The organism is Cronobacter sp. HA18006, assembly GCF_011605445.1.
In the GTDB taxonomy this organism is placed as follows: Bacteria; Pseudomonadota; Gammaproteobacteria; order Enterobacterales; family Enterobacteriaceae; genus Cronobacter; species Cronobacter sakazakii.
Genome location: NZ_JAANQB010000022.1, coordinates 249,467 through 271,878, shown reverse-complemented (window position 1 = coordinate 271,878; position 22,412 = coordinate 249,467). Strand labels below are relative to the sequence as shown.

Genomic DNA, 22,412 nt, shown 5'->3' with positions numbered 1-22,412 from the left:
GCATGACGCTGACGATATGCAAGACCGGACGCGGCCCGCCACGCATCTGCAACGCTGCTCAGGCTATTCGTTAAGGGGTTAATGATTGAAAACCGATATTTTATTTGGCGGTCCTATTTTAAGGCTTACAAAAAAATTTGTTTTAAGTCGCCCGGATGGCGCCAGGTGGCGCGTAAATATAACCGTTACGGCAATCATATAATAAAAAAGGAGCCATTAAGGCTCCCTTTTCATTATTTATTTTGACGGCTTACAGATGCAGTTCCTGTAATTTTTCTTTCGGCAGCGCCAGCGCATCATTGCTGTTAACGCCTACGCCGCGTTCGATAATGTGGCGGGCGATTTCCTGGGCCTCTTCCAGCGAGTGCATCTCATAAGTGCCGCACTGGTAGACGTTCAGCTCAGGGATCTGATTCTGCTCTTTGACTTTCAACACGTCCTGCATCGCCGCTTTCCAGGCGTCAGCCACGCGCTGCTCGTCAGGCTGGCCGATGAGGCTCATATAGAAACCGGTGCGGCAGCCCATCGGGGAGATATCGATGATCTCCACACCGTTGCCGTTCAGATGATCGCGCATGAAACCGGCAAACAGGTGCTCCAGCGTGTGAATGCCTTTTTCCGGCATCACTTCTTTGTTCGGCACGCAAAAACGCAGGTCGAACACGGTGATGGTATCGCCGTGCGGCGTGTTCATGGTCTTCGCCACACGTACCGCAGGCGCTTCCATACGGGTATGGTCGACAGTGAAGCTATCAAGCAATGGCATCTGATCACCTCCGAGTAGTGATTTTTTTAAATTTAACTGAACTTATGTTCGCGGGCCCGGTCTGAATCTATGAAAGACGCGCATTTGTTATCATCATCACTGAGTTCAGAGATGACAATTTGGCCACAGCGATGTGGCCTTTTTCTTTTGTGTTACGCCTGCTTCGCCAGCCATTCATCAAACGGTTCGGTATCCGCGGCCTCAATCTCACGCTGGCGCGCCAGCGACGCCGCCTGCTCCTGACGAAAATCTTCTTCATGCAACGCCTGCAACGGCTCTTCACGCAGCATGGTGCGGTAGCGATCCGCCAGCATCCGTCCGGTGCCGCCAATCCCGTTTTCAATCATCGAACGCAAAATCTGCGCCGAGTAAGTGAGCTCGGGATCGTCAAAACAGGCCACCAGTCGGTCACAGACCTGCTGGTACTCCTGGCCGCCGTGAATGCCGTCGAGCGTTTGCGCCACGCGACGTAAATCGCGGAACAGATCTTTGCCCACTTTCTCCAGCGGGAACTGCGCCGTTTCGCAGCCGATGCCAAGCGTCAGCCCCGGCTTGCGGCCTTCCAGAATCACGCGGTTCCAGTTGGTGCGGGTACACAACAGCTCATCGCTGCTCATCTCCGGCGCATCCGCCAGCGCGCACCAGACCATAAAGAGATCGAGGAAACGCACCTGATTTTCATCAACGCCAATCGGTGAGAACGGGTTGATATCGAGCGAACGCACTTCGATATATTCAATACCGCCACGCAGCAACGCATCGGACGGCGATTCGCCATCACGCGTGACGCGCTTCGGACGAATGGGCGCGTAGAGTTCATTTTCAATCTGCAAAATGTTGGTGTTGATTTGCAGATATTCGCCGTCTTTCTTCAGCCCCAGCTTCGCATACTCTTCCGACGGGGTTTTAATCGCGCGCTTCAATCCTGCCACATAACCGTGCAGATCGTTAAACGTAATCCCGAGATTGCTTTGCGATTTATTGGTATAGCCCAGATCGCTTAAGCGCAGCGACGTCGCGTAAGGCAGGTAATACATGCCGCAGTCGGTTTTCTCGAACGGCAGTTTGGTCGGCTTACCCTGCAGGAAAGACGAACAGATCGCCGGTGATGCGCCAAACAGGTACGGGATCACCCAGCCAAAACGGTAGTAGTTGCGGATCAGACGGAAATAGCCCGCTGAAATCGCCTCTTTACCGCTTTCGGCATCGTCCACCTGGCACTTCGCCTGCCAGAACGCCAGCGGCAGCGAGAAGTTATAGTGCACGCCGGAAATCGTCTGCATCAGCGCGCCATAGCGATTTTTCAGCCCTGAGCGATAGAGCGTTTTAAAACGCCCGATATTCGAGGTGCCATATTGCGCGAGCTCAATGTCCTGCCCCTCTTTGATATAGCAGGGCATGCTGAGCGGCCACATGCGCTCGTCGCCGAGCGCTCTGGCGGTGTGGCGATGGATATCGCGCATAACCGTCAGCATGTGGTCGATATCGCCATCTACCGGCGTGATAAATTCCAGAAGGGCTTCGGCAAAGTCCGTCGTGATCCACTTATGGGTTAACGCGGCGCCCAGGCTTTCCGGATGCCCCGTGGTCGCCAGCTCGCCTTCGGGCGTGACGCGCAGTGTTTCGCGCTCAAGCCCACGGCGAATGCCTTTCAATGCCTCAGGATGCTCGGTTAGCCAGGCCAGCGCCTGTGATACGTCCGGGATCAAATTGACCTCCCGCCTGTCGTGTCGAAAATATTTTTATTAAGCATAATTGTAATGGTAAAGGTTGACGATGAAAGGTCGCTCAAACAATCCAATTAGTGCCACCACGTCATACCCTGTAAAGTCGCTGCCGCAATGATGATGTAGCGCAGCGCCTTGCCAAGGCACAGAAAAAAAATCACCGGCCCCCAGGGAAGACGCAGCCACCCTGCCAGCAGGCATAATAAATCACCGACTAAAGGCAGCCAGCTTAACAGCAGCGCCGGCGCGCCGAATCGTTGCAGCCAGCCCTGCGCGCGCTCCTGCCAGCGCGACGACTCGCGCAGCGGAAACAGCCGCCCAAGAATAACGTTAGTTAACCCCCCAAGGCTATTACCTATTGTTGCGGTTAATACCAAAAGCCAGGGGGCGGTTTTTACGCTAACCAACAGCGCCACCAGTACCGCTTCGGAACTGCCCGGCAGCAGCGTGGCGCTCAGAAAACTGCTGGTGAAGAGCGAGAGGAGCGACAGCGCGTCGCTCACAGCAAACGCACGTCCACGGCATCCATTCCCGCGAGACGCGCCGCTTCGAGACCGAAATCCGCGTCTTCAAACACGACGCATTTCTCAGGCGCGACGCCCATGAGCGTGGCACAGCGCAGGAACGTATCGGGAGCGGGTTTGTGATGCTGTACATGATCGGCGGCAACCACCGCGGTGAAATAGTGACGAAGGCCAAGATGCGCCAGCAGCGCTTCCGCCATCGCACTTTCGCTGCCGGTGCCGACAGCCATCGGACGACGGCCGTGCCACGCCTTAACGACGTCAATCAGCGGCAGTGGACGCACCGTATCCAGCAGCATCGCCTGCACTGCCGCCGTTTTTTCACGCGCCAGCGCATGCGGGCAGAGATCGGCCTGATTCAGTTCAATGACCGCCTGGGCGATACGCCAGGTGGGCGAACCATTCAGCGCGACCATCACCTGCTCGTCAAACTGCATGCCGTAGCGGCCAAGAACGTCGCGCCAGGCTTTCCGGTGCGTCGGCTCGGTATCGAGGATGGTGCCATCCATGTCAAAAATCAGCCCGTCGTAACGCTCGTACATCATGTCCTCATCACCTGACCGCCAGGAATGTTACTTTAGCCTAAACCGTTAATGTTGTCGCTGTTAAGGCTTGCGGGCGATGGTGATGGCTTAAGGAATCAAGCTGGTAAAAGTGATTTCAGGGAAAGTATAAAAAGGGAAAGGAGGCGTTGCGAAATATCTTTGGCAGAGCAAGGGTAGATTCAGGTGAGGAAATGGTGCATTCGGGAGGATTATTCGGCTTCGCCTCACCCTGACGGGCCGCTGCTAAAGCAGCGTTATCCTCCCTGGAATTCGCGATAATCATCGCATACCAGGTCACGTCATCATTGCTGATACTGTGCAGGAAGGTGGTGCATCCGGGAGGATTCGAACCTCCGACCGCTCGGTTCGTAGCCGAGTACTCTATCCAGCTGAGCTACGGATGCATCGGGGATATTGCTTTACTGCGGTTCACGTCATCATAAAGACAGCGTGAAAAATAATGGTGCATCCGGGAGGATTATTCGGCTTCGCCTCACCCTGACGGGCCGCTGCCAGGGCAGCGTTATCCTCCCTGGAATTCGCGATAATCATCGCTCACCAGGTCACGTCATCATTGCCGATAACGTGGAGAAATATGGTGCATCCGGGAGGATTCGAACCTCCGACCGCTCGGTTCGTAGCCGAGTACTCTATCCAGCTGAGCTACGGATGCATTGGGGATACTGCTTTACTGCGGTTCACGTCATCATAAAGACAGCGTGAAAAATAATGGTGCATCCGGGAGGATTCGAACCTCCGACCGCTCGGTTCGTAGCCGAGTACTCTATCCAGCTGAGCTACGGATGCATCGGGAATACTGCTTTACTGCTGATATTAGTATCGCTACGAAAGCCATACTAAGTAAGAGATGGTGCATCCGGGAGGATTCGAACCTCCGACCGCTCGGTTCGTAGCCGAGTACTCTATCCAGCTGAGCTACGGATGCAAAATGGCGGTGAGGGGGGGATTCGAACCCCCGATGCAGCTTTTGACCGCATACTCCCTTAGCAGGGGAGCGCCTTCAGCCTCTCGGCCACCTCACCACACGCCTCTTACGAGTGCTTCGAAGAGCTTGTTTCGTCTCATCGTCGCTGCGTGGCGCACATATTACTTTCTGGGACTTATAAGTCAAACAATTTTTCCCGACTCTGTATCGTTTGCACAATTACCGCCCAATCCGCCTGCTTTGCCAACAAAAAGGCTGTTTTATCAACGCAAATGCGCTGCAACAGGGGCGTATCAAATGAGGAAAAGGGGAACGGAAAAGCGCGTCAGAAGACGGAGAAACAGGAAGATGCGAGGAAGAAACCAAAAGGGGGATGCGCCTCGCCGGTATGAGCGAGACGCGACAACTCAGTAACTGGACTGTTGCGATTTTTCAGCCTGGATACGCTGGTAGATCTCTTCACGGTGTACAGATACCTCTTTGGGGGCGTTAACGCCAATACGTACCTGGTTGCCTTTTACCCCAAGAACTGTCACGGTCACCTCATCCCCAATCATGAGGGTTTCACCAACTCGACGAGTCAGAATCAGCATTCTTTGCTCCTTGAAAGATTAAAAGAGTCGGGTCTCTCTGTATCCCGGCATTATCCATCATATAACGCCAAAAAGTAAGCGATGACAAACACCTGAGGTGTAAGCAGTCACGGCATTACATTCTGTTAAACCTAAGTTTAGCCGATCCAGAAAAAATCAACCCGACTTTATCGTTATAGTTCGGGCACAGATAAAGACGCCATAACAACAATGCGTTATGGCGTCTTTACTGCCGTTTTGGTTTTACAGCTTCGCGGTTACCCAGCTTTCAACGCTGCCCAGCGCTGCGGGCAGCGCAGCGGCATCGGTGCCGCCTGCCTGCGCCATATCCGGGCGGCCACCGCCTTTACCGCCGACCTGCTGAGCGATCATGCCCACCAGCTCGCCAGCTTTGACGCGATCCGTCACATCTTTTGACACGCCCGCGATCAGAGAGACTTTCCCCTCCGCGACGGTCGCCAGCACGATAACCGAAGAACCGAGCTGATTTTTCAGATCATCAACCATCGTGCGCAGCATTTTCGGCTCGACGCCTGCAAGCTCGCTCACCAGCAGTTTCACGCCTTTAATGTCCACGGCTTTGCTGCTGAGGTTAGCGCTTTCCTGCGCCGCCTGCTGTTCTTTGAGCTGCTGCAGCTCTTTTTCCAACTGACGAGTGCGCTCAACCATCGCGCGAACTTTATCGTTCAGCGTCTGGCTGTCGCTCTTCAGCAGGTGAGAGAGTTCGTTCAGGCGGTCGTTCTGGGCATGAACCAGAGATAGCGCGCCTTCGCCGGTTACCGCTTCGATACGGCGCACGCCTGCGGCAGTGCCGGATTCAGAAACGATGCGGAACAGGCCGATATCGCCAGTGCGCGACGCGTGGATACCGCCGCACAGCTCGGTGGAGAAATCGCCCATGCTCAGTACGCGTACGCGGTCTTCATATTTCTCGCCGAACAGCGCCATCGCCCCTTTGGCTTTCGCCGCTTCCAGATCCATCACATTGGTTTCAATCGGCAGGTTACGGCGGATCTGGGCGTTGACCAGATCTTCCACCTTACGGATCTCTTCCGGCTTCATCGCTTCGAAATGGGAGAAATCGAAACGCAGGCCTTTGTCGTTGACCAGAGAACCTTTCTGCGCGACATGGGTGCCAAGCACCTGGCGCAGCGCGGCGTGCATCAGGTGCGTCGCCGAGTGGTTGAGACGGATACGGTCGCGGCGCGCATGGTCCACTTCCGCTTTAACACCCTCGCCCACTTTCAGAACGCCGCTGGCCAGCTCGCCAATATGACCGATTGCCTGACCATATTTCTGGGTGTCGTTAACGGTGAATGTAAAGCCGTTGCCTTTCAGCTCGCCTTTATCGCCCACCTGACCGCCGGACTCCGCATAGAAAGGCGTTTCATCCAGCACGACGACAGCCTGCTGGCCCGCAGTGACTTGCTCAACGGATTTGCCGTCGACAAACAGCGCGGTGACTTTCGCAGTCAGTTCGGTGTGATCGTAGCCTTTGAATTCTGACGCGCCGTCAACGCGGATCATCGCGTTGTAATCCGCGCCGAAACCGCTGGATTCGCGCGCGCGACGGCGCTGCTCTTCCATAGCGGCTTCAAAGCCCGCTTCGTCAACTTTAATGTTGCGCTCGCGGCAGACATCCGCGGTCAGGTCGACCGGGAAGCCATAGGTGTCATACAGACGGAAAGCCGTTTCGCCATCGAGCGTATCGCCGGTAAGCTTAGCGAGCTCTTCATCCAGCAGCGCCAGACCACGCTCCAGCGTACGGGCAAACTGCTCTTCTTCGGTTTTGAGAACCTGTTCCACCTGCGCCTGCTGGCGTTTCAGCTCTTCGCCCGCCGCGCCCATCACGTCCACCAGCGGCCCAACCAGCTTGTAGAAGAAGGTGTTTTTCGCGCCCAGCATATTGCCGTGACGAATCGCGCGACGAATGATGCGACGCAGCACATAGCCGCGGTTTTCGTTAGACGGAATGACGCCATCAGCGATCAGGAATGCGCACGAACGGATATGGTCGGCGATAACGCGCAGCGATTTGTTGGTCAGATCGGTGGCACCAGTGACGTTCGCCACTGCCTTGATAAGCTTCTGGAACAGATCGATTTCGTAGTTGGAGTTAACGTGTTGCAGCACCGCGGCGATACGCTCAAGGCCCATCCCGGTATCCACGGACGGCTTCGGCAGCGGTTCCATGGTGCCGTCAGCCTGACGGTTAAACTGCATAAACACGATGTTCCAGATCTCAATATAACGATCGCCATCTTCTTCCGGGCTGCCCGGAGGCCCGCCCCAGATGTGGTCGCCATGATCGTAGAAAATCTCGGTGCACGGGCCGCACGGACCGGTATCGCCCATCTGCCAGAAGTTGTCAGACGCGTAAGGCGCGCCTTTGTTATCACCGATGCGGATGATGCGTTCGCGCGGGATCCCGACTTCTTTTTCCCAGATTTCGTAAGCTTCGTCATCGGTTTCGTAGACGGTTACCCACAGGCGATCTTTCGGCAGGTTAAACCACTGCGCGCCGGTCAGTAGCTCCCAGGCGTACTGGATAGCGTCATGTTTGAAGTAGTCACCGAAGCTGAAGTTGCCCAGCATTTCGAAGAAGGTGTGGTGGCGGGCGGTGTAACCGACGTTTTCCAGGTCGTTGTGCTTACCACCAGCGCGCACGCAGCGCTGCGCCGTCGTCGCGCGGGAATAATTACGCTTGTCGAGACCAAGGAACACGTCCTTGAACTGGTTCATCCCGGCGTTGGTAAACAGCAAAGTCGGGTCATTATTCGGGACCAGAGAGCTACTGGCGACTACCTGGTGTCCCTTGCTATGGAAAAAGTCGAGAAACGCCTGACGGATCTCAGCGGTGCTCTTGCTCATAATTATCCTGAAATCAAGCTAACGAAATGTGTCACCCGAGTGGCGCAGCACGCTGCCGCCAGACCAGGCTAAACGGAAAAAAGTGGGAATAAGATAAGTTTTCTTTACAGGGAAGTAAAACCCCGCATGGGGTCATCACTCAAAATTTCGGTAGATCGCCTGGATATCTTCCATGTAATAGCCGCGATACAGTAAAAAGCGCTGGACTTTGGCTTTTTCGGGAAAGGCGCGCGGCAGCGGCGCGCCGAATTTGCGCTCGGCCTGATCGCGGGCCTGTTCCTCCCAGTCCACCTCGCAGTCAGCGAAGGCGCTGTCGCACGCGGTTCGGGAAATACCCTTCTGCTGCAGCTCCTGACGAATGCGTTGCGGCCCGTAGCCTTTGCGGCCACGGCTGGCGATATAGCGCTCGGCGAAACGCGCATCGTCGAGATAATGCTGCTCGTGGCACCACGCAATCACTTTCTCGATATCTTCCGGCGTCGCCTGCGCCTGCTCATCTTCATTTTTGCCCGGCAACACGGCACCAAGCTTACGCCTGAGCTCTTGCTCGCTGTGGTCGCGCATCGCGAGTATTCGCATGGCGCGGTCAAGAAGGCGGGAGTAAGCGGAGCGACGGGGAGTAGCGTCAGTCATAGGCGTGAATAACAGTGGCGAAGTTGAGGAGACAGAAAAAAGTAAGGGCTGCATCAGCAGCCCTTGAGATTAAAACTCTTCGTTGGTTTCTTCAACGCCGCCGTCGTTATCATCGACGGTGAAGTCAGGCGTAGAGTCCTGATTGTTGAGCAGCATTTCGCGCAGCTTCTTCTCAATTTCGTCAGCCATCGGCTTATTCTCTTTGAGGAAGTTGGTCGCGTTCGCTTTACCCTGGCCGATCTTCTCGCCGTTGTAGCTGTACCAGGCACCCGCTTTTTCAATCAGCTTGTGCTTCACGCCAAGGTCAACCAGCTCGCCGTAAAAGTTGATACCTTCACCGTAGAGGATCTGGAACTCAGCCTGTTTAAACGGCGCAGCGACTTTGTTTTTCACCACTTTCACGCGGGTTTCGCTACCTACCACTTCTTCGCCCTCTTTCACCGCGCCGATACGGCGGATGTCGAGACGCACAGACGCGTAGAATTTCAGCGCGTTACCACCGGTCGTGGTTTCCGGGTTACCAAACATCACGCCAATCTTCATACGGATCTGGTTGATGAAGATAAGCAGGGTGTTGGAGTTTTTCAGGTTACCAGCAAGCTTACGCATCGCCTGGCTCATCATACGTGCCGCGAGGCCCATGTGAGAGTCACCGATTTCCCCTTCGATTTCCGCTTTCGGCGTCAGGGCCGCAACGGAGTCGACCACCAGCACGTCTACCGCGCCGGAGCGCGCCAGCGCGTCACAGATTTCCAGCGCCTGCTCACCGGTGTCCGGCTGAGAGCAGAGCAGGTTATCGATATCTACGCCGAGTTTACGGGCATAGACGGGATCGAGCGCGTGCTCTGCGTCGATAAACGCACAGGTTTTACCCGCGCGCTGTGCTGCGGCAATCACCTGCAGCGTCAGCGTGGTTTTACCTGAAGATTCCGGGCCGTAAATTTCCACGATACGCCCCATCGGCAGACCGCCCGCTCCCAGCGCGATGTCCAGGGAGAGAGAGCCGGTGGAGATCGTTTCCACATCCATGGTGCGATCTTCACCCAAACGCATGATGGAGCCTTTGCCGAATTGCTTCTCAATCTGGCCGAGTGCTGCCGCCAACGCCTTCTGCTTGTTTTCGTCGATAGCCATTTTTACTCCTGTCATGCAGGGTGAGCCCAATTGCGCCACGCTGCGAATTTGTTTCGTTGGTGCAATTATACTGTATGAGCATACAGTATCAAGTCTTTTGTATAAAATGTTGCCACAAGGTTTGCAGCGCAAACGCGGTCGCCTGGCGGCGTACGGAATCCCGATTACCATCAAAGCGTTGCACGTGTGCCTCCACTCTTCCCTGGTTGTCGGCAAAGCCAAACCAGACGGTGCCGACGGGCTTGTCAGGGCTGCCGCCATCGGGCCCGGCAATACCGCTCACAGAAACAGCATAAGAGGCCGCTGCGGCATTCAGCGCGCCCTGCGCCATTTGCCTGACGACCGGCTCGCTGACCGCGCCGTGCGCCGCGAGCGTAGCGCCATCCACGCCGATAAGTTGTTCTTTAGCCTCATTACTGTAGGTCACGAAGCCGCGTTCAAACCAGGCGGAACTACCGGCGATATCGGTAATGACTTTCGCCACCCAGCCGCCGGTGCAGGATTCCGCCGTCGTCACGGTCGCGCCCTGCGCCTTCAGCGCAGCGCCAAGCTGCTGACTTAACTGCATTAATTCGTTATCTGTCATGACGGCTCCGATTGTAAACGTAACCCCAGGCATCCCACAGCGATTTTTAAGCGTTGCAGGCAGTTACATCGGGTTTTACGAGGCGAATTCAAGGTTTGAGGTCGTGTTTATTTCCCCGCCTGAACAGACGGGGAAATACGTTACTGTACCCGGGCGAGCGCCACCGCCTGGCCGAGCTGCCAGACCGCCATCGCGTAGTGCGTACTATGGTTATAGCGCGTAATGGCGTAGAAGTTAGGCAGGCCGTACCAGTACTGATAACCGCTGCCGATATCAAGACGCAGGAGGCTCGCTTCGGTGTGATCGCCAAGCGGCTGCTGCGGCGTTAAGCCTGCCGCAGCCAGCTGGCCGACGCTGTATTTGGTTTTAAAGCCATTCTCAAGCTGCGGTGCCTGGCCGTTGGCGGGCACCGCCACCAGATCGCCCTTCACCCAGCCGTGCTGCTGGAAGTAGTGCGCGACGCTGCCGATCGCGTCTTCCGGGTCCCACAGGTTGATATGCCCGTCGCCGTTAAAGTCGACCGCGTACTCTTTATAAGAGGACGGCATAAACTGGCCGTAGCCCATCGCGCCCGCAAACGAGCCTTTCAGCGCCAGCGGATCGTCGCCTTCATCGCGCGACATCAGCAGGAAAGTTTCAAGCTCACCGGCAAAATAGTCAGCGCGGCGCGGGTAGTTAAAGGCGAGCGTCGCCAGCGCGTCGATAATACGGGTTTTGCCCATCACGCGGCCCCAGCGCGTCTCCACGCCGATGATACCGACGACGATTTCCGGCGGCACGCCGTAAACCTGCCAGGCGCGGTTAAGCGCATCCTGATACTGGTTCCAGAACGCCACACCGTTTTGCACGTTGTCCGGCGTGATGAATTTATTGCGATAGCGCAGCCAGGCACCGTTTGGCCCCGGTGCAGGCTGAGTGGTCGGTGCCTGGCGGTCCATCAGACGCAGCACGTAATCGAGCCTTTTGGTCTGTGAAAACACTTCCTGGAGCTGCTGGCGGTTAAACCCGTGCTTGCTGACCATCATGTTGATGAAATTTTCCGCCGCCGGGTTGCCGGTGAAATCGCCGGTTGGCAGCAACATATCGTGCTGCGGCTGGAGCAGGAAGCCGCCCTGGCTTGCGCCTGCGGTCTGAGTAGTTGCAGATTGAGACTTCGGCTTGCTGCTGCAGGCGGCAAGCGCCATCATCAGCGGCAACAGGGCGACATAGCGACGCTTTAACATGAGATATCCATATGGCTGTTCAGAACGAATGGGAGTAATGGTAGATCATCCTGGGCCAGCCGAGGAAGCGCGGGCATGAGGCGCAGGCGGTAAATTTTTCCGCCTGCGCCCGCCATCAGAGAACTTTGCTAAGAAAAGCCGCGGTGCGCGGGTTTTGCGGGGCAGTAAAAAGCTGCTCGGGCGGGCCTTCTTCCTGAATCACGCCGCTGTCGATAAAAATCACCCGGTCGGCGACTTCACGCGCAAATCCCATTTCGTGGGTGACGATAACCATTGTCATGCCCTCTTCGGCAAGATTTTTCATTACCGCCAGCACTTCACCCACCAGCTCCGGATCCAGCGCGGAGGTCGGTTCATCAAACAGCATAACCGACGGGTTCATCGCCAGCGCGCGGGCAATCGCCACACGCTGCTGCTGGCCGCCGGAGAGGCTCGAAGGCCACGCGTCGCGCTTATCGCTAAGCCCGACTTTGGCGAGCAGCCCTTCGGCGAGCGTCACCGCCTGCGCGCGTTTCATGCCCTTCACGCTCATCGGGGCCATAATGAGATTTTCCAGCACCGTCATATGCGGGAACAAATTAAAGCGCTGGAACACCATCCCGACGCCTGCGCGCAGCTGGTTTATATCGGCGTTGCGGTCATGCACCGCAAAACCGTTCACGATAATTTCGCCCTCTTCTGCCGTCTCCAGCGCGTTCAGGCAGCGTAAAAAGGTGCTTTTCCCGGAGCCCGAAGGGCCAATCACGCAGACCACTTCTTCCGGCTTGATGTCGCAATGAATACCGCGCAGAACGTGGCTTGCGCCGAAATGCTTATGCAGATTTTTAACGTGAATCACTTTTGCCAAACCTCTTTTCCAGCCGCGCCACCAGTTGCGATAGCAGGAAGGTAATCACCCAGTAGACCAGTGAAATGGTCAGGTAGGGCTCCCAGTATGTGGCGTAAGCGCCGGAGACGGTACGCGCCGCGTAAGCCAGATCCGCAAGACCGATGGCAGACGCGAGCGATGAATCTTTCACAATGGCGATCGCATTGTTGCCAAGCGGCGGCAGGATGCGGCGAAACGCCTGCGGCAGAATGACTTTGCGCATGGTTTTCCACCACGGCATGCCGAGCGCGCGCGACGCTTCCATCTGCCCGCGGTCGATAGACTGAATACCCGCACGGAAAATTTCGGAAACATACGCGCCCGCGTTAAGGGTGATCGCCACGATACAGGAGAGAAACGCGCCGTAATCGGAGCGCAGCATACGGGCGAATTCGCTGCTCATCAGGCCGCTTTCCACCAGCCAGCCGTCGCGCGGGTTAATAAAAAGCGGCACCAGCGCGAAGTGCACCACCATTATCTGTACAAACAGCGGCGTGCCGCGAAACGCGCTGACATAAAAGCGCACCGGGAACTGCACCAGGTAGCGCAGCACATATTTCCACGGCCCGTGCTCCGCGTGCGCCATGCGCCCCAGCCCGAGCGTCAAGCCCCACAGCGTGCCGAGGATCACGCAAATTATGGTGCATTTGATGGTCATCCAGGCGCCCTGCATAAACAGCGGGCCATACTCCTGGATTATCTCCCAATGAAATCCTGACATGTCCATTTCCGAAAAAGAGGCGGCTGCCGCAGAGACGGTCAGCCGCTAAATAACAGGAAGCGAAAGCGCGCGATTACTGCGCAGGCAGCGTCGGCACGTTGTCGTCAAACCAGGCTTTGTAGATTTTCGCGTAAGTGCCGTCAGCGACGATCTTCGCCAGGCCCGCGTTGATTTTATTGCGCAGTTCGTCGTTGCCTTTCGCCACCGCGATCCCGAAATACTGGCGTTCAAATTTGGCGTCCGGCACCAGTTTGAACTGTTTCTCCGGGTGCTGTTTGATGTAGTACTTCACCACGCCCACGTCGCCCACAGCGGCGCTGACGCCATCTTCAAACAGCTCCTGAAGCATCAGCGGCGTGTTATCGAAGCGCTTAATCGCCGTGTTGTTTTTGCCAAGCACATCAGAGACCACGATATCCCCGGTGCTGGAGTTCACCACGCCGACTTTTTCATTTTTCAGCGCAGCCAGTGAATCCACTTTCGAATCTGCCGCAACGACGATGGATTGTTCCGCCGGGAAATAAGGCGCTGAGAAATCGACCATCTGCTTACGCTTATCGGTGATGGTAATGCCGGAGATGATAATGTCGCGATCGCCTGAACCGAGCGTCGCGAAAATCCCTTCCCACGGCGTGTTCACCAGCTTCACGTTGAAGTTTTCGGCTTTGGCGATGGCTTTAATGATGTCGATATCGAAGCCTTCCAGCTGTTTCTGGCTGTTTTCGAATTCAAACGGACGATAGGTGCCGCCCGCGCCGACAACATAGGTTTCCTGCGTTGCCAGCGCGCTGCCCGCGAGGGCTGCCATTAATAAACCGGCCTTGAGTAAAGATTTCACCATGATCGCAACCCTCATTTTTATGCACTCAATGTGAATAAAAATACATAGATTAGTCAAGCCGCGCAACAAGAATATATTCTTCGCCGCTCCACCCGCCCCGCCAGTTCTGGTAGTCAAGCGCAGCGGGTGAAATGCCGATAACGCTCAGTGGTTTTCAAATCAAGGGGCTGAAATGAAACGACATCCTGTCCAGTCGAGAACGTTTAAAAGCGCAGGCTACGATCCAACCTGTTCGATTATGGAAATTGAGTACGCCAATGGGCGCGTGGAGCAGTTTCTCGGCGTACCGGCGAAAACCTGGCAAACGTTTCTGATGAGCAACGAGAAAGAGAGCTGGTTCAACAGCAATGTCAAAAGCAGCTTTTTCAAAGTGTCCGTCAGCTGAAGCGATAAACAGAAGGCATAAAAAAAGCGTGGCTCGCCACGCTTTTTTATTTCGCTAACAGGCAGAGATCAGAACGTTTCCCAGTTATCACCGCCCGCAGGCGCTGCCAGCGCGGGTTTTACCGGCTCGACGCGGGCAAGCGGCGCGGCACCGGTGCGTGCTGATGCACTGACGACGCCGTGGGAGACCTTAAAGGCTGCCACGGCCTGGCGCAGCTGCTCTGCCTGATCTTCCAGCGCTGCGGCCGCTGCCGCGGATTCCTGCACCAGCGCGGCGTTCTGCTGCGTAACGCTGTCCATCTGCGACACCGCAAGGCTTACCTGCTCAATACCGCGGCTCTGCTCATCAGAGGCTGAGGCGATTTCACCCATAATATCGGTCACGCGGGTGACCGCCTGCACGATCTCTTTCATAGTATCGCCCGCTTCCTGTACCTGGCCGGAGCCGGTATCGACGCGGTTTACTGAATTTTCGATAAGCGCTTTGATCTCTTTCGCCGCGTTGGCGCTACGGCTGGCAAGCGTGCGCACTTCACCCGCCACCACCGCGAAGCCGCGGCCCTGCTCGCCAGCGCGCGCCGCTTCTACCGCGGCGTTAAGCGCGAGAATGTTGGTCTGGAAGGCGATGCTGTCGATAACGCTTGTGATGTGCGCAATCTGCTGCGAACTTTCGGCGATGGACTTCATGGTCTGCACCACGTTCTCCACCACGCGCCCGCCTTTATCCGCGGTCTCCGAGGCGTTTTTCGCCAGTTGCGACGCCTGACGCGCGTTATCGCTGTTCTGTTTCACTGTCGCGGTCAACTGCTCCATGCTGGCGGCGGTCTCTTCCAGCGACGCGGCCTGCTGCTCGGTGCGCGCGGAGAGATCGTTGCTGCCTGCGGAGATTTCCCCCGCGCCGGTGTAAATGGATTCCGTGCTGTCGCGTACCGCCGTGACGGTGCCCGCCAGCGCCTGTTGCATCGCCAGAAGCGACGCGGCAAGCTGCCCCATCTCGTTACGCCCTTCTACCGCGATCTGGCGCGTTAAATCGCCGCCAGCAATGGCGCGGATATGCTCCATCGCGTCACGCAATGGCCCCAGCAGCAGATGACGTAAGCCCTGCCAGATAGTGGCGATGGCCAGTACGACAATCACCGCGATAACGCCAAGCGTCCAGAGCATGCCGGTAAAGCTCTGCTGGTTCTCCTCGGCGGCGGCCTGCAGCAGCGTGGTGTTCTGCGCCCGCCACGTGGTGTAGATCTCCTCCATCTCGTCCTGCGCTTTCTGGGCGTCGAGATTGCCGTAAGCCTCATAGTTATTCGCGCTAAGATAACCAATGGACGCCTGAAGCGTGTCATGCAGCGCCTGGTATTTTTCAGTTATTTTGCTGGCCGTCGCCTCATCCTGCCCGTTCAGACGCGGCGAGCCTTTGTAGAGTGCGAAATGTTTTTCCGCTTTGCCAAGCGAGGTGGAAGCGGTCGCCAGCAGTTTGTTGATTGCCGCAAGCGACGCCGGATCGCGCTGATTTTTCAGAAAACGGATCGCAACGCGGTTCACCGTCACGCGGGTTTTTACCAGCGTCTGAAAACTGTCGCCAAGCTGCTCCTGCTGAAAATTAAGTAAATTCGCATTCTGGAAATTATTTCTGTCATTATTGACTGCCGAATAAAAAAGGCTGCCGGTGACCATCTGCAACACCGTAAAGGTCAACAGGATAATAATAATCCCGCTAACCACTTTTATATTTTTAATCATCGTTAACTATCCCCTGAACAAGGCGCTCGTGTGAAGCTGTTATCGGAATAGCGCGCACAAACTTTATCCACCCGGCTGAAATATGCGAACGACGCCATAATTTAAAATAAAAAGATAAAAACCTTACCTTTTTGACCGATAGTCAAAGTATCCCTTTCACCCCGCGAGCGTTCCAGAACGTCCCCTTCCGGGTTTTAAGGAGGCACAATGAAAGAGCTAAACAGCTTCGGTCAGTATGTCGGCCAGCCCGTGGCGGAGTGGAAACCGCGTGAGCTGCCACAAAAGAAAATGTTCGCCGGGCATTTTTGTCACCTTGAGCCAGTCAGCGTGCGCCACGCGCTGGCGCTGCACCACGCCTGGCACAGCATTGACGACACCCGCGACTGGACTTATCTCGCCGATGAGCGCCCGCCGACGCTGACCGCCACTGAATATTATCTGCGTCGTCTGGAGGCCACGCCGGACGCCTGGTATTTCACCGTGCTGGAAAATATTAGCGGCCAGCCCACCGGCACACTCTGCCTGATGAATGTCGATAAAACCCACGGCGTGATTGAAATTGGCAATGTGAACTGGTCGCCTTCCATGAAAAGAACCCATTACGGTACGGAGGCTATCTGCTTATTACTGGCGTATGTTTTCGAAGAATTAAAATACCGGCGCTGCGAATGGAAAACCGATGAGCTGAATACGCCTGCCATTCAGGCTGCTCAACGTCTCGGCTTTATTTATGAAGGGACATTCCGGGAATGTCAGGTGCGAAAAGGCCGCAACAGTAATGTGAACTGGTATTCGATTGTCGAAGCCGAATGGCCGCATCACGCCAAAGCGCTGCGCGCCTGGTTGCGCCCGGAAAACTTTAATGAGCGCGGTCGGCAGATTAAACATCTGGACGAGTTTAAGGACAAATAAAGGCGTGACCAGATGTAAAATCGCGAATGATTGCGGCGCGGTTTTTTATCAGTAAAAAAGAGGAGCCCTGCCCACGCGCGGTTCCTCGGCGCGCATTTTTGCGACCCGGCTTCAGGGTGTCGCGCATTGCCGCACGCCACCAGTTTCCCTGCTCCCGAGACTTGGTTATCATACCCTTCTGCGTGATAACCCACGATAACTACAAATATCACATCCTTTTGAAATCCAACGAAATGGACATCTCCACTCCATGAGCACAAGCGAAACCTTCGACGCCCACACGCCCATGATGCAGCAGTATCTGAAGCTCAAGGCGCAGCACCCTGACATCCTGCTGTTTTATCGCATGGGCGATTTTTACGAACTCTTTTATGACGATGCGAAACGCGCGTCGCAGTTGCTGGATATTTCGCTGACCAAACGCGGCGCTTCGGCGGGCGAGCCGATCCCGATGGCGGGCGTGCCGCACCACGCCGTGGAAAACTATCTGGCGAAGCTGGTTAACCTTGGCGAGTCGGTGGCGATTTGCGAGCAGATTGGCGACCCGGCCACGTCAAAAGGCCCGGTGGAGCGCAAAGTGGTGCGCATCGTCACCCCCGGCACCATCAGCGATGAAGCGCTGTTGCAGGAGCGTCAGGATAATCTCCTGGCCGCCATCTGGCAGGATAGCAAAGGCTTTGGTTACGCAACGCTTGATATCAGCTCCGGGCGTTTTCGCGTAAGCGAGCCGCAGGACCGCGAGACCATGGCGGCGGAATTACAGCGCACCAATCCGGCGGAATTGCTGTATGCGGAAGATTTCGCCGAGATGTCGCTGATTGAAGGCCGACGCGGCCTGCGTCGTCGCCCGCTCTGGGAGTTTGAACTCGATACCGCGCGCCAGCAGCTTAATCTGCAATTCGGCACGCGCGATCTGGTGGGCTTTGGGGTTGAGAACGCGCCGCGCGGGCTGTGCGCCGCCGGGTGTCTGTTGCAATACGTGAAAGACACGCAGCGCACCAGCCTGCCGCATATCCGCTCGATCACCATGGAGCGCCAGCAGGACGGCATCATTATGGACGCCGCCACGCGCCGTAATCTGGAGATCACCCAGAATCTGGCGGGCGGGGTGGAAAATACGCTGGCCTCCGTACTCGACTGCACCGTCACGCCGATGGGCAGCCGCATGTTAAAACGCTGGCTGCATATGCCGGTGCGCGATACGAGCGTGTTGCGCCACCGTCAGCAGGCCATCGCGGCGCTAATGGAATACAGCACAGAGATCCAGCCGGTGCTGCGCCAGGTGGGCGATCTGGAGCGTATTCTGGCGCGCCTGGCGCTGCGTACCGCCCGCCCGCGCGATCTGGCGCGCATGCGTCACGCCTTCCAGCAGTTGCCGACGCTCAATACGCTGCTTGCCGATATTGACGCTGAGTATGTACAGACGCTGCGCGAACAGATGGGCGATTTCGCTGAGCTGAGAGATTTGCTGGAGCGCGCGATTATTGAAGCGCCGCCGGTGCTGGTGCGCGACGGCGGCGTGATTGCGCCTGGCTACCATGAAGAGCTTGATGAATGGCGGGCGCTGGCCGACGGCGCGACCGATTATCTCGACCGCCTGGAGATCCGCGAGCGCGAGAAGCTCGGCATCGACACGCTCAAGGTAGGGTTCAACGCCGTGCACGGCTACTTTATTCAGGTGAGCCGCGGGCAGAGCCATATGGTGCCGATTCACTATGTACGCCGCCAGACGCTGAAAAACGCCGAGCGCTATATCATCCCTGAGCTCAAAGAGTATGAAGACAAAGTTCTGACCTCCAAAGGCAAAGCGCTGGCGCTGGAAAAACAGCTTTATGACGAGCTGTTCGATCTGCTGCTGCCGCACCTGGCGGAACTGCAAAAAAGCGCCGCGGCGCTTGCTGAGCTCGACGTGCTGACAAACCTTGCCGAGCGCGCCGACACGCTGAACTATCACTGCCCGACGCTGACCGACAAGCCCGGCATTCGCCTGGTGGAAGGCCGTCACCCGGTGGTGGAGCGCGTACTGAACGAGCCGTTTATCGCCAACCCGCTGTCGCTCAGCCCGCAGCGCCGGATGCTGATTATCACCGGCCCGAACATGGGCGGTAAGAGCACTTATATGCGCCAGACGGCGCTGATTGTGCTGATGGCGTATATCGGCAGCTTCGTGCCCGCCGAACAGGCGGAAATCGGCCCGATCGATCGCATTTTTACCCGCGTGGGCGCCGCCGACGATCTGGCTTCCGGGCGTTCGACCTTTATGGTCGAGATGACCGAAACCGCCAATATCCTGCATAACGCCACCGAGCACAGTCTGGTGCTGATGGATGAGATTGGCCGCGGCACATCTACCTATGACGGGCTGTCGCTCGCGTGGGCGTGCGCGGAGAGCCTCGCCAACCGTATTAAAGCGCTGACGCTGTTCGCCACGCACTATTTCGAACTGACCCAGTTGCCGGAGAAGATGGAAGGCGTCGCCAACGTGCATCTGGATGCGATTGAGCATGGCGATACGATAGCGTTTATGCACAGCGTTCAGGACGGCGCCGCGAGCAAGAGTTACGGCCTGGCGGTTGCGGCGCTGGCGGGCGTGCCGAAAGAGGTGATTAAGCGCGCGCGCCAGAAGCTGCGCGAGCTGGAGAGCCTTTCCGGTAACGCGGCGGCAACGCAGGTGGACGGCACGCAGATGTCGCTGCTCGCCGCCGCCGAAGATACCAGCCCGGCGGTAGAGGCGCTGGAGAATCTCGACCCGGATTCGCTGTCGCCGCGCCAGGCGCTGGAGTGGATCTACCGCCTGAAAAGCCTGGTGTAAGTTTGATGTGGTAGATGGGTAGTTTGAGGTGGCGGGTGCGCTTCGCTTACCCGCCCTACATAATTTCAACGCCTTATGTTTCGTAGGGTGGATGTCGTTGGTGATGGCGGGGCGTGAATGGTGGGTGCGCTTCGCTTACCCACCCTACGTGAATGCCATCATTTTGTCGTGTAGGGCGGGTAAGCGTAGCGCACCCGCCGTTTAAAGTTTCACACCCGCCATTTAAACCATCGCACCAGAGGGTTAACGCTTACCATCCGCCAGCAGCGGCGGCACCGTTGGCACTTCCGGCGCGTTATCGATATCGGCCTGCGTCATCCGGAACGCCTCGGGGTAATGCTCGCGGCTGGTACGGCGCAGCGGCTCGGTGTCGCGCCAGGTGTACAAACAATGCTGGCACTGATACACCGTCCAGACGCCTTTCACCGGCGACGTCGCCATGATTTCGATGGTTTCATCGGCACAACGTGGACAAATCATCTCGTCTCCTTATTTTTTACGGTTAGCCAGCATGGCGGTCAGCTTCTCTACCCACTGCGGGGTTTCCGGCAGGTCTTTCACCGGCTGGCTGTAATGCCCGCGGTTATCCGGCGCGACCGGCGTCGTGGCGTCGATAATCAGCTTGTCGGTAATCCCCGCCGGGCTTGAGCCAGGATCAAGCTCCAGCACCGACATATTCGGCAACTGCACCAGATCGCCCGCCGGGTTGACCTTAGACGACAGCGCCCACATCACTTGCGGCAGATCGAACGGATCGACATCCTCATCCACCATAATCACCATCTTCACGTAGCCAAGCCCGTGCGGTGTGGTCATCGCACGCAGGCCCACCGCGCGGGCGAAACCGCCGTAGCGTTTTTTGGTGGAGATAATCGCGAGCAGCCCGTGGGTATACATCGCGTTCACCGCCTGCACTTCCGGGAACTCCGCTTTAAGCTGCTGGTAAAGCGGCACGCAGGTCGCCGGGCCAATCAGGTAGTCGATTTCGGTCCACGGCATACCGAGATAGAGCGATTCGAAAATCGGTTTGGTGCGATAAGAGACTTTATCGATACGCACCACGGTCATGTTGCGCCCGCCGGAGTAGTGCCCGGTAAACTCGCCGAACGGCCCTTCTATCTCGCGTTTGCGTCCTTCAATCACCCCTTCGAGGATCACTTCCGACCCCCACGGCACGTCGAAACCGGTCAGCGGCGCGGTGGCTATCGGGTACGGGCTTTCACGCAGCGCGCCCGCCATTTCATACTCAGACTGATCGTATTTCAGCGGCGTGGCGCCCATCAGCGTAATGATCGGATCGTTGCCAAGCGTAATGGCGACCGGCAAATCCTCGCCGCGCTCCTCGGCCTTATGCAGATGCAGCGCGATGTCATGCATCGGCACCGGTTGCAGCCCGAGCTTGCGCTTGCCTTTCACTTCCATCCGGTAGATGCCGACATTCTGCTTGCCGAAGTGTTCGGGATCGAGCGGATCGCGCGAGACCACACACGCTTTATCAAGGTAGAACCCGCCGTCGCCGTCGTTTAAGCGAAACAGCGGCAGAATGTCGAACAGGTTAATGTCATCACCGTCGACGCTGTTTTCCGCCCATGGCGGATTATCGCGGCGTTCGGGCGCGACCGGGAAGGTATCCCAGCGGCGAATAAATTCTTCTATCTGCTGCTTTACCGGTGTGGCAGGCGGCAGACCGAGCGAGATCGCGTGGTTCGGCCATGAACCAATGGTGTTCATCGCCACCCGCGCGTCGGTAAAGCCGCGGATATTGTCAAACCAGAGCGCGGGCGCGCCTTCGCCGATGCGTCCGGTCGCGTTGGCGGCCGCCGCGATATCTGGCTCCGCCTGCACCTCTTCGCTGATCCTCAGCAGTTGTCCCTGCTCTTCAAGCGCCTGCAAAAAGCTGCGCAGATCGTCAAACGCCATGCGTGTTTCCTCCTCGTGATGAATGGGTGTCGGCTGTTTTCGCAGAATTCAGCCCCTGCCAGCGGCGGGCGTTGCGGGCATCGAGCCCGAACTGATCGAGTACGCGAGCGACGATATGGTTGATGATGTCGTCGATCGTCGCGGGATGGTTGTACCAGGCGGGCATGGGCGGCACGATGGCCACGCCCATCTTCGAGAGCGCCAGCAGGTTTTCCAGATGAATGGTGCTAAGCGGTGTTTCGCGTGGCACCAGCACCAGTTTTCGGTTCTCTTTCAGCACCACATCAGCGGCGCGGCCCACCAGCCCGTCGGCGTAACCCGCGCGGATGCCCGCCAGGGTTTTCATGCTGCACGGAATGATCACCATGCCGTCGGTGCGAAACGATCCTGAGGAGATCGTCGCGGCCTGATCTGCCGGGCTGTGCACCACATCCGCCAGCCCCGCGACATCCTGCCAGGAGAACGGCGTTTCCAGTTCAATCGTGGTTTTCGCCCACTTTGACATCACCAGATGGGTTTCCACCTCGGGCATCGCTTTCAGCGCCTGCAACAGCGCGACCCCAAGCGGCGCGCCGGTTGCGCCCGTCATTCCGACAATTAGCCTCATGCGTTACCTCAATTATTGTTCGTGTACGAACATATAAATTAAAAGTACGCCCGGCAGGGGAA

Annotated in this window: 20 protein-coding genes and 5 tRNA genes; 3 read left to right on the top strand and 22 right to left on the bottom strand. The window is 57.0% G+C overall.

Going from position 1 to position 22,412, the window contains the following annotated elements; translation table 11 throughout:
* Positions 1-250 precede the first annotated feature (250 nt).
* The 18 genes from luxS to G9X48_RS15825 all read right to left on the bottom strand — a co-directional run bounded on the left by luxS (position 251) and on the right by G9X48_RS15825 (position 13,978).
* A complete protein-coding gene (gene luxS, locus G9X48_RS15910; protein ID WP_004386442.1) occupies positions 251-766 on the bottom strand; it encodes an S-ribosylhomocysteine lyase in 516 nt (171 codons plus the stop codon).
* 152 nt (positions 767-918) lie between these two features.
* A complete protein-coding gene (gene gshA, locus G9X48_RS15905) occupies positions 919-2,475 on the bottom strand; it encodes a glutamate--cysteine ligase (protein ID WP_004386441.1) in 1,557 nt (518 codons plus the stop codon).
* 92 nt (positions 2,476-2,567) lie between these two features.
* Positions 2,568-2,996, bottom strand: coding sequence for a YqaA family protein (locus tag G9X48_RS15900; protein WP_007777638.1), 429 nt, complete (start codon positions 2,994-2,996; stop codon positions 2,568-2,570).
* Positions 2,993-3,559 (bottom strand): fructose-1-phosphate/6-phosphogluconate phosphatase, encoded by a 567-nt coding sequence (yqaB, locus tag G9X48_RS15895; RefSeq protein WP_097641974.1) that lies wholly within the window; start codon positions 3,557-3,559, stop codon positions 2,993-2,995. The genes G9X48_RS15900 and yqaB overlap by 4 nt, the downstream gene beginning before the upstream one ends.
* A gap of 330 nt (positions 3,560-3,889) precedes the next feature.
* A tRNA-Arg gene (locus G9X48_RS15890) sits at positions 3,890-3,966 on the bottom strand.
* A 192-nt stretch (positions 3,967-4,158) separates the two neighbouring features.
* Positions 4,159-4,235: transfer RNA gene (locus G9X48_RS15885), tRNA-Arg, on the bottom strand.
* 57 nt (positions 4,236-4,292) lie between these two features.
* Positions 4,293-4,369, bottom strand: a tRNA-Arg gene (locus tag G9X48_RS15880).
* Positions 4,370-4,431: 62 nt separating this feature from the next.
* Positions 4,432-4,508 (bottom strand) — tRNA-Arg (locus G9X48_RS15875).
* 4 nt (positions 4,509-4,512) lie between these two features.
* Positions 4,513-4,605: transfer RNA gene (locus tag G9X48_RS15870), tRNA-Ser, on the bottom strand.
* 310 nt (positions 4,606-4,915) lie between these two features.
* On the bottom strand, positions 4,916-5,101 hold the full coding sequence (csrA, locus tag G9X48_RS15865; protein WP_000906486.1) for a carbon storage regulator CsrA: 186 nt from the start codon (positions 5,099-5,101) through the stop codon (positions 4,916-4,918).
* Between the two features lie 243 nt (positions 5,102-5,344).
* The gene (gene alaS / locus G9X48_RS15860; protein WP_097641973.1) at positions 5,345-7,972 is read right to left on the bottom strand and encodes an alanine--tRNA ligase; all 2,628 of its coding nucleotides are present in this window, start codon (positions 7,970-7,972) and stop codon (positions 5,345-5,347) included.
* A 135-nt stretch (positions 7,973-8,107) separates the two neighbouring features.
* Positions 8,108-8,605, bottom strand: coding sequence for a recombination regulator RecX (gene recX, locus G9X48_RS15855; protein ID WP_004387898.1), 498 nt, complete (start codon positions 8,603-8,605; stop codon positions 8,108-8,110).
* A gap of 69 nt (positions 8,606-8,674) precedes the next feature.
* Entirely contained in the window at positions 8,675-9,739 is a 1,065-nt protein-coding gene (gene recA, locus G9X48_RS15850; protein ID WP_007777662.1) for a recombinase RecA, read from the bottom strand.
* Between the two features lie 88 nt (positions 9,740-9,827).
* Positions 9,828-10,325: a nicotinamide-nucleotide amidase gene (pncC, locus tag G9X48_RS15845; protein ID WP_004387896.1), complete on the bottom strand. Its 498-nt coding sequence runs from the start codon at positions 10,323-10,325 to the stop codon at positions 9,828-9,830.
* A gap of 140 nt (positions 10,326-10,465) precedes the next feature.
* A complete protein-coding gene (mltB, locus tag G9X48_RS15840) occupies positions 10,466-11,548 on the bottom strand; it encodes a lytic murein transglycosylase B (RefSeq protein WP_004387895.1) in 1,083 nt (360 codons plus the stop codon).
* Between the two features lie 115 nt (positions 11,549-11,663).
* Positions 11,664-12,386 (bottom strand): amino acid ABC transporter ATP-binding protein, encoded by a 723-nt coding sequence (locus G9X48_RS15835; protein ID WP_097641972.1) that lies wholly within the window; start codon positions 12,384-12,386, stop codon positions 11,664-11,666.
* Positions 12,373-13,137: an amino acid ABC transporter permease gene (locus G9X48_RS15830; RefSeq protein WP_004387893.1), complete on the bottom strand. Its 765-nt coding sequence runs from the start codon at positions 13,135-13,137 to the stop codon at positions 12,373-12,375. Before G9X48_RS15830 ends, G9X48_RS15835 begins: the two co-directional genes overlap by 14 nt.
* A 73-nt stretch (positions 13,138-13,210) precedes the next feature.
* Entirely contained in the window at positions 13,211-13,978 is a 768-nt protein-coding gene (locus G9X48_RS15825) for a basic amino acid ABC transporter substrate-binding protein (RefSeq protein ID WP_097641971.1), read from the bottom strand.
* 172 nt (positions 13,979-14,150) lie between these two features.
* On the opposite strand from G9X48_RS15825, the gene G9X48_RS15820 reads away from it, so the two are divergent.
* Entirely contained in the window at positions 14,151-14,363 is a 213-nt protein-coding gene (locus G9X48_RS15820; protein WP_007870378.1) for a KTSC domain-containing protein, read from the top strand.
* A 68-nt stretch (positions 14,364-14,431) separates the two neighbouring features.
* Here the strand turns inward: G9X48_RS15820 and G9X48_RS15815 are convergent, their stop codons facing one another.
* On the bottom strand, positions 14,432-16,099 hold the full coding sequence (locus G9X48_RS15815; protein ID WP_105536280.1) for a methyl-accepting chemotaxis protein: 1,668 nt from the start codon (positions 16,097-16,099) through the stop codon (positions 14,432-14,434).
* Between the two features lie 207 nt (positions 16,100-16,306).
* Here G9X48_RS15815 and G9X48_RS15810 point away from each other — a divergent pair, with 207 nt between their 5' ends.
* Positions 16,307-17,011: a GNAT family protein gene (locus G9X48_RS15810; RefSeq protein ID WP_007870382.1), complete on the top strand. Its 705-nt coding sequence runs from the start codon at positions 16,307-16,309 to the stop codon at positions 17,009-17,011.
* 250 nt (positions 17,012-17,261) lie between these two features.
* Positions 17,262-19,823 (top strand): DNA mismatch repair protein MutS, encoded by a 2,562-nt coding sequence (mutS, locus tag G9X48_RS15805; RefSeq protein WP_097641954.1) that lies wholly within the window; start codon positions 17,262-17,264, stop codon positions 19,821-19,823.
* A 243-nt stretch (positions 19,824-20,066) separates the two neighbouring features.
* On the opposite strand, the gene G9X48_RS15800 is transcribed toward mutS, so the two are convergent.
* The 3 genes from G9X48_RS15800 to G9X48_RS15790 are packed head-to-tail and all read right to left on the bottom strand — an operon-like array spanning position 20,067 to position 22,350.
* Positions 20,067-20,303 carry a non-oxidative hydroxyarylic acid decarboxylases subunit D gene (locus G9X48_RS15800; protein ID WP_007894575.1) on the bottom strand — a complete coding sequence of 79 codons (237 nt, stop codon included), beginning with the start codon at positions 20,301-20,303 and terminating at the stop codon, positions 20,067-20,069.
* A 9-nt stretch (positions 20,304-20,312) separates the two neighbouring features.
* On the bottom strand, positions 20,313-21,743 hold the full coding sequence (locus tag G9X48_RS15795) for a non-oxidative hydroxyarylic acid decarboxylases subunit C (RefSeq protein WP_012123939.1): 1,431 nt from the start codon (positions 21,741-21,743) through the stop codon (positions 20,313-20,315).
* On the bottom strand, positions 21,733-22,350 hold the full coding sequence (locus tag G9X48_RS15790; RefSeq protein WP_087600200.1) for a non-oxidative hydroxyarylic acid decarboxylases subunit B: 618 nt from the start codon (positions 22,348-22,350) through the stop codon (positions 21,733-21,735). The genes G9X48_RS15795 and G9X48_RS15790 overlap by 11 nt, the downstream gene beginning before the upstream one ends.
* Positions 22,351-22,412 lie beyond the last annotated feature (62 nt).

Coding starts and splice junctions, on each gene's coding strand:
- luxS (WP_004386442.1), bottom strand. CDS start 766: ATGCCATTGCTTGATAGCTTCACTGTCGACCATACCCGTATGGAAGCG.
- yqaB (WP_097641974.1), bottom strand. CDS start 3,559: ATGTACGAGCGTTACGACGGGCTGATTTTTGACATGGATGGCACCATC.
- csrA (WP_000906486.1), bottom strand. CDS start 5,101: ATGCTGATTCTGACTCGTCGAGTTGGTGAAACCCTCATGATTGGGGAT.
- alaS (WP_097641973.1), bottom strand. CDS start 7,972: ATGAGCAAGAGCACCGCTGAGATCCGTCAGGCGTTTCTCGACTTTTTC.
- recX (WP_004387898.1), bottom strand. CDS start 8,605: ATGACTGACGCTACTCCCCGTCGCTCCGCTTACTCCCGCCTTCTTGAC.
- recA (WP_007777662.1), bottom strand. CDS start 9,739: ATGGCTATCGACGAAAACAAGCAGAAGGCGTTGGCGGCAGCACTCGGC.
- pncC (WP_004387896.1), bottom strand. CDS start 10,325: ATGACAGATAACGAATTAATGCAGTTAAGTCAGCAGCTTGGCGCTGCG.
- mltB (WP_004387895.1), bottom strand. CDS start 11,548: ATGTTAAAGCGTCGCTATGTCGCCCTGTTGCCGCTGATGATGGCGCTT.
- G9X48_RS15830 (WP_004387893.1), bottom strand. CDS start 13,137: ATGTCAGGATTTCATTGGGAGATAATCCAGGAGTATGGCCCGCTGTTT.
- G9X48_RS15825 (WP_097641971.1), bottom strand. CDS start 13,978: ATGGTGAAATCTTTACTCAAGGCCGGTTTATTAATGGCAGCCCTCGCG.
- G9X48_RS15820 (WP_007870378.1), top strand. CDS start 14,151: ATGAAACGACATCCTGTCCAGTCGAGAACGTTTAAAAGCGCAGGCTAC.
- G9X48_RS15815 (WP_105536280.1), bottom strand. CDS start 16,099: ATGATTAAAAATATAAAAGTGGTTAGCGGGATTATTATTATCCTGTTG.
- G9X48_RS15810 (WP_007870382.1), top strand. CDS start 16,307: ATGAAAGAGCTAAACAGCTTCGGTCAGTATGTCGGCCAGCCCGTGGCG.
- mutS (WP_097641954.1), top strand. CDS start 17,262: ATGAGCACAAGCGAAACCTTCGACGCCCACACGCCCATGATGCAGCAG.
- G9X48_RS15800 (WP_007894575.1), bottom strand. CDS start 20,303: ATGATTTGTCCACGTTGTGCCGATGAAACCATCGAAATCATGGCGACG.
- G9X48_RS15795 (WP_012123939.1), bottom strand. CDS start 21,743: ATGGCGTTTGACGATCTGCGCAGCTTTTTGCAGGCGCTTGAAGAGCAG.
- G9X48_RS15790 (WP_087600200.1), bottom strand. CDS start 22,350: ATGAGGCTAATTGTCGGAATGACGGGCGCAACCGGCGCGCCGCTTGGG.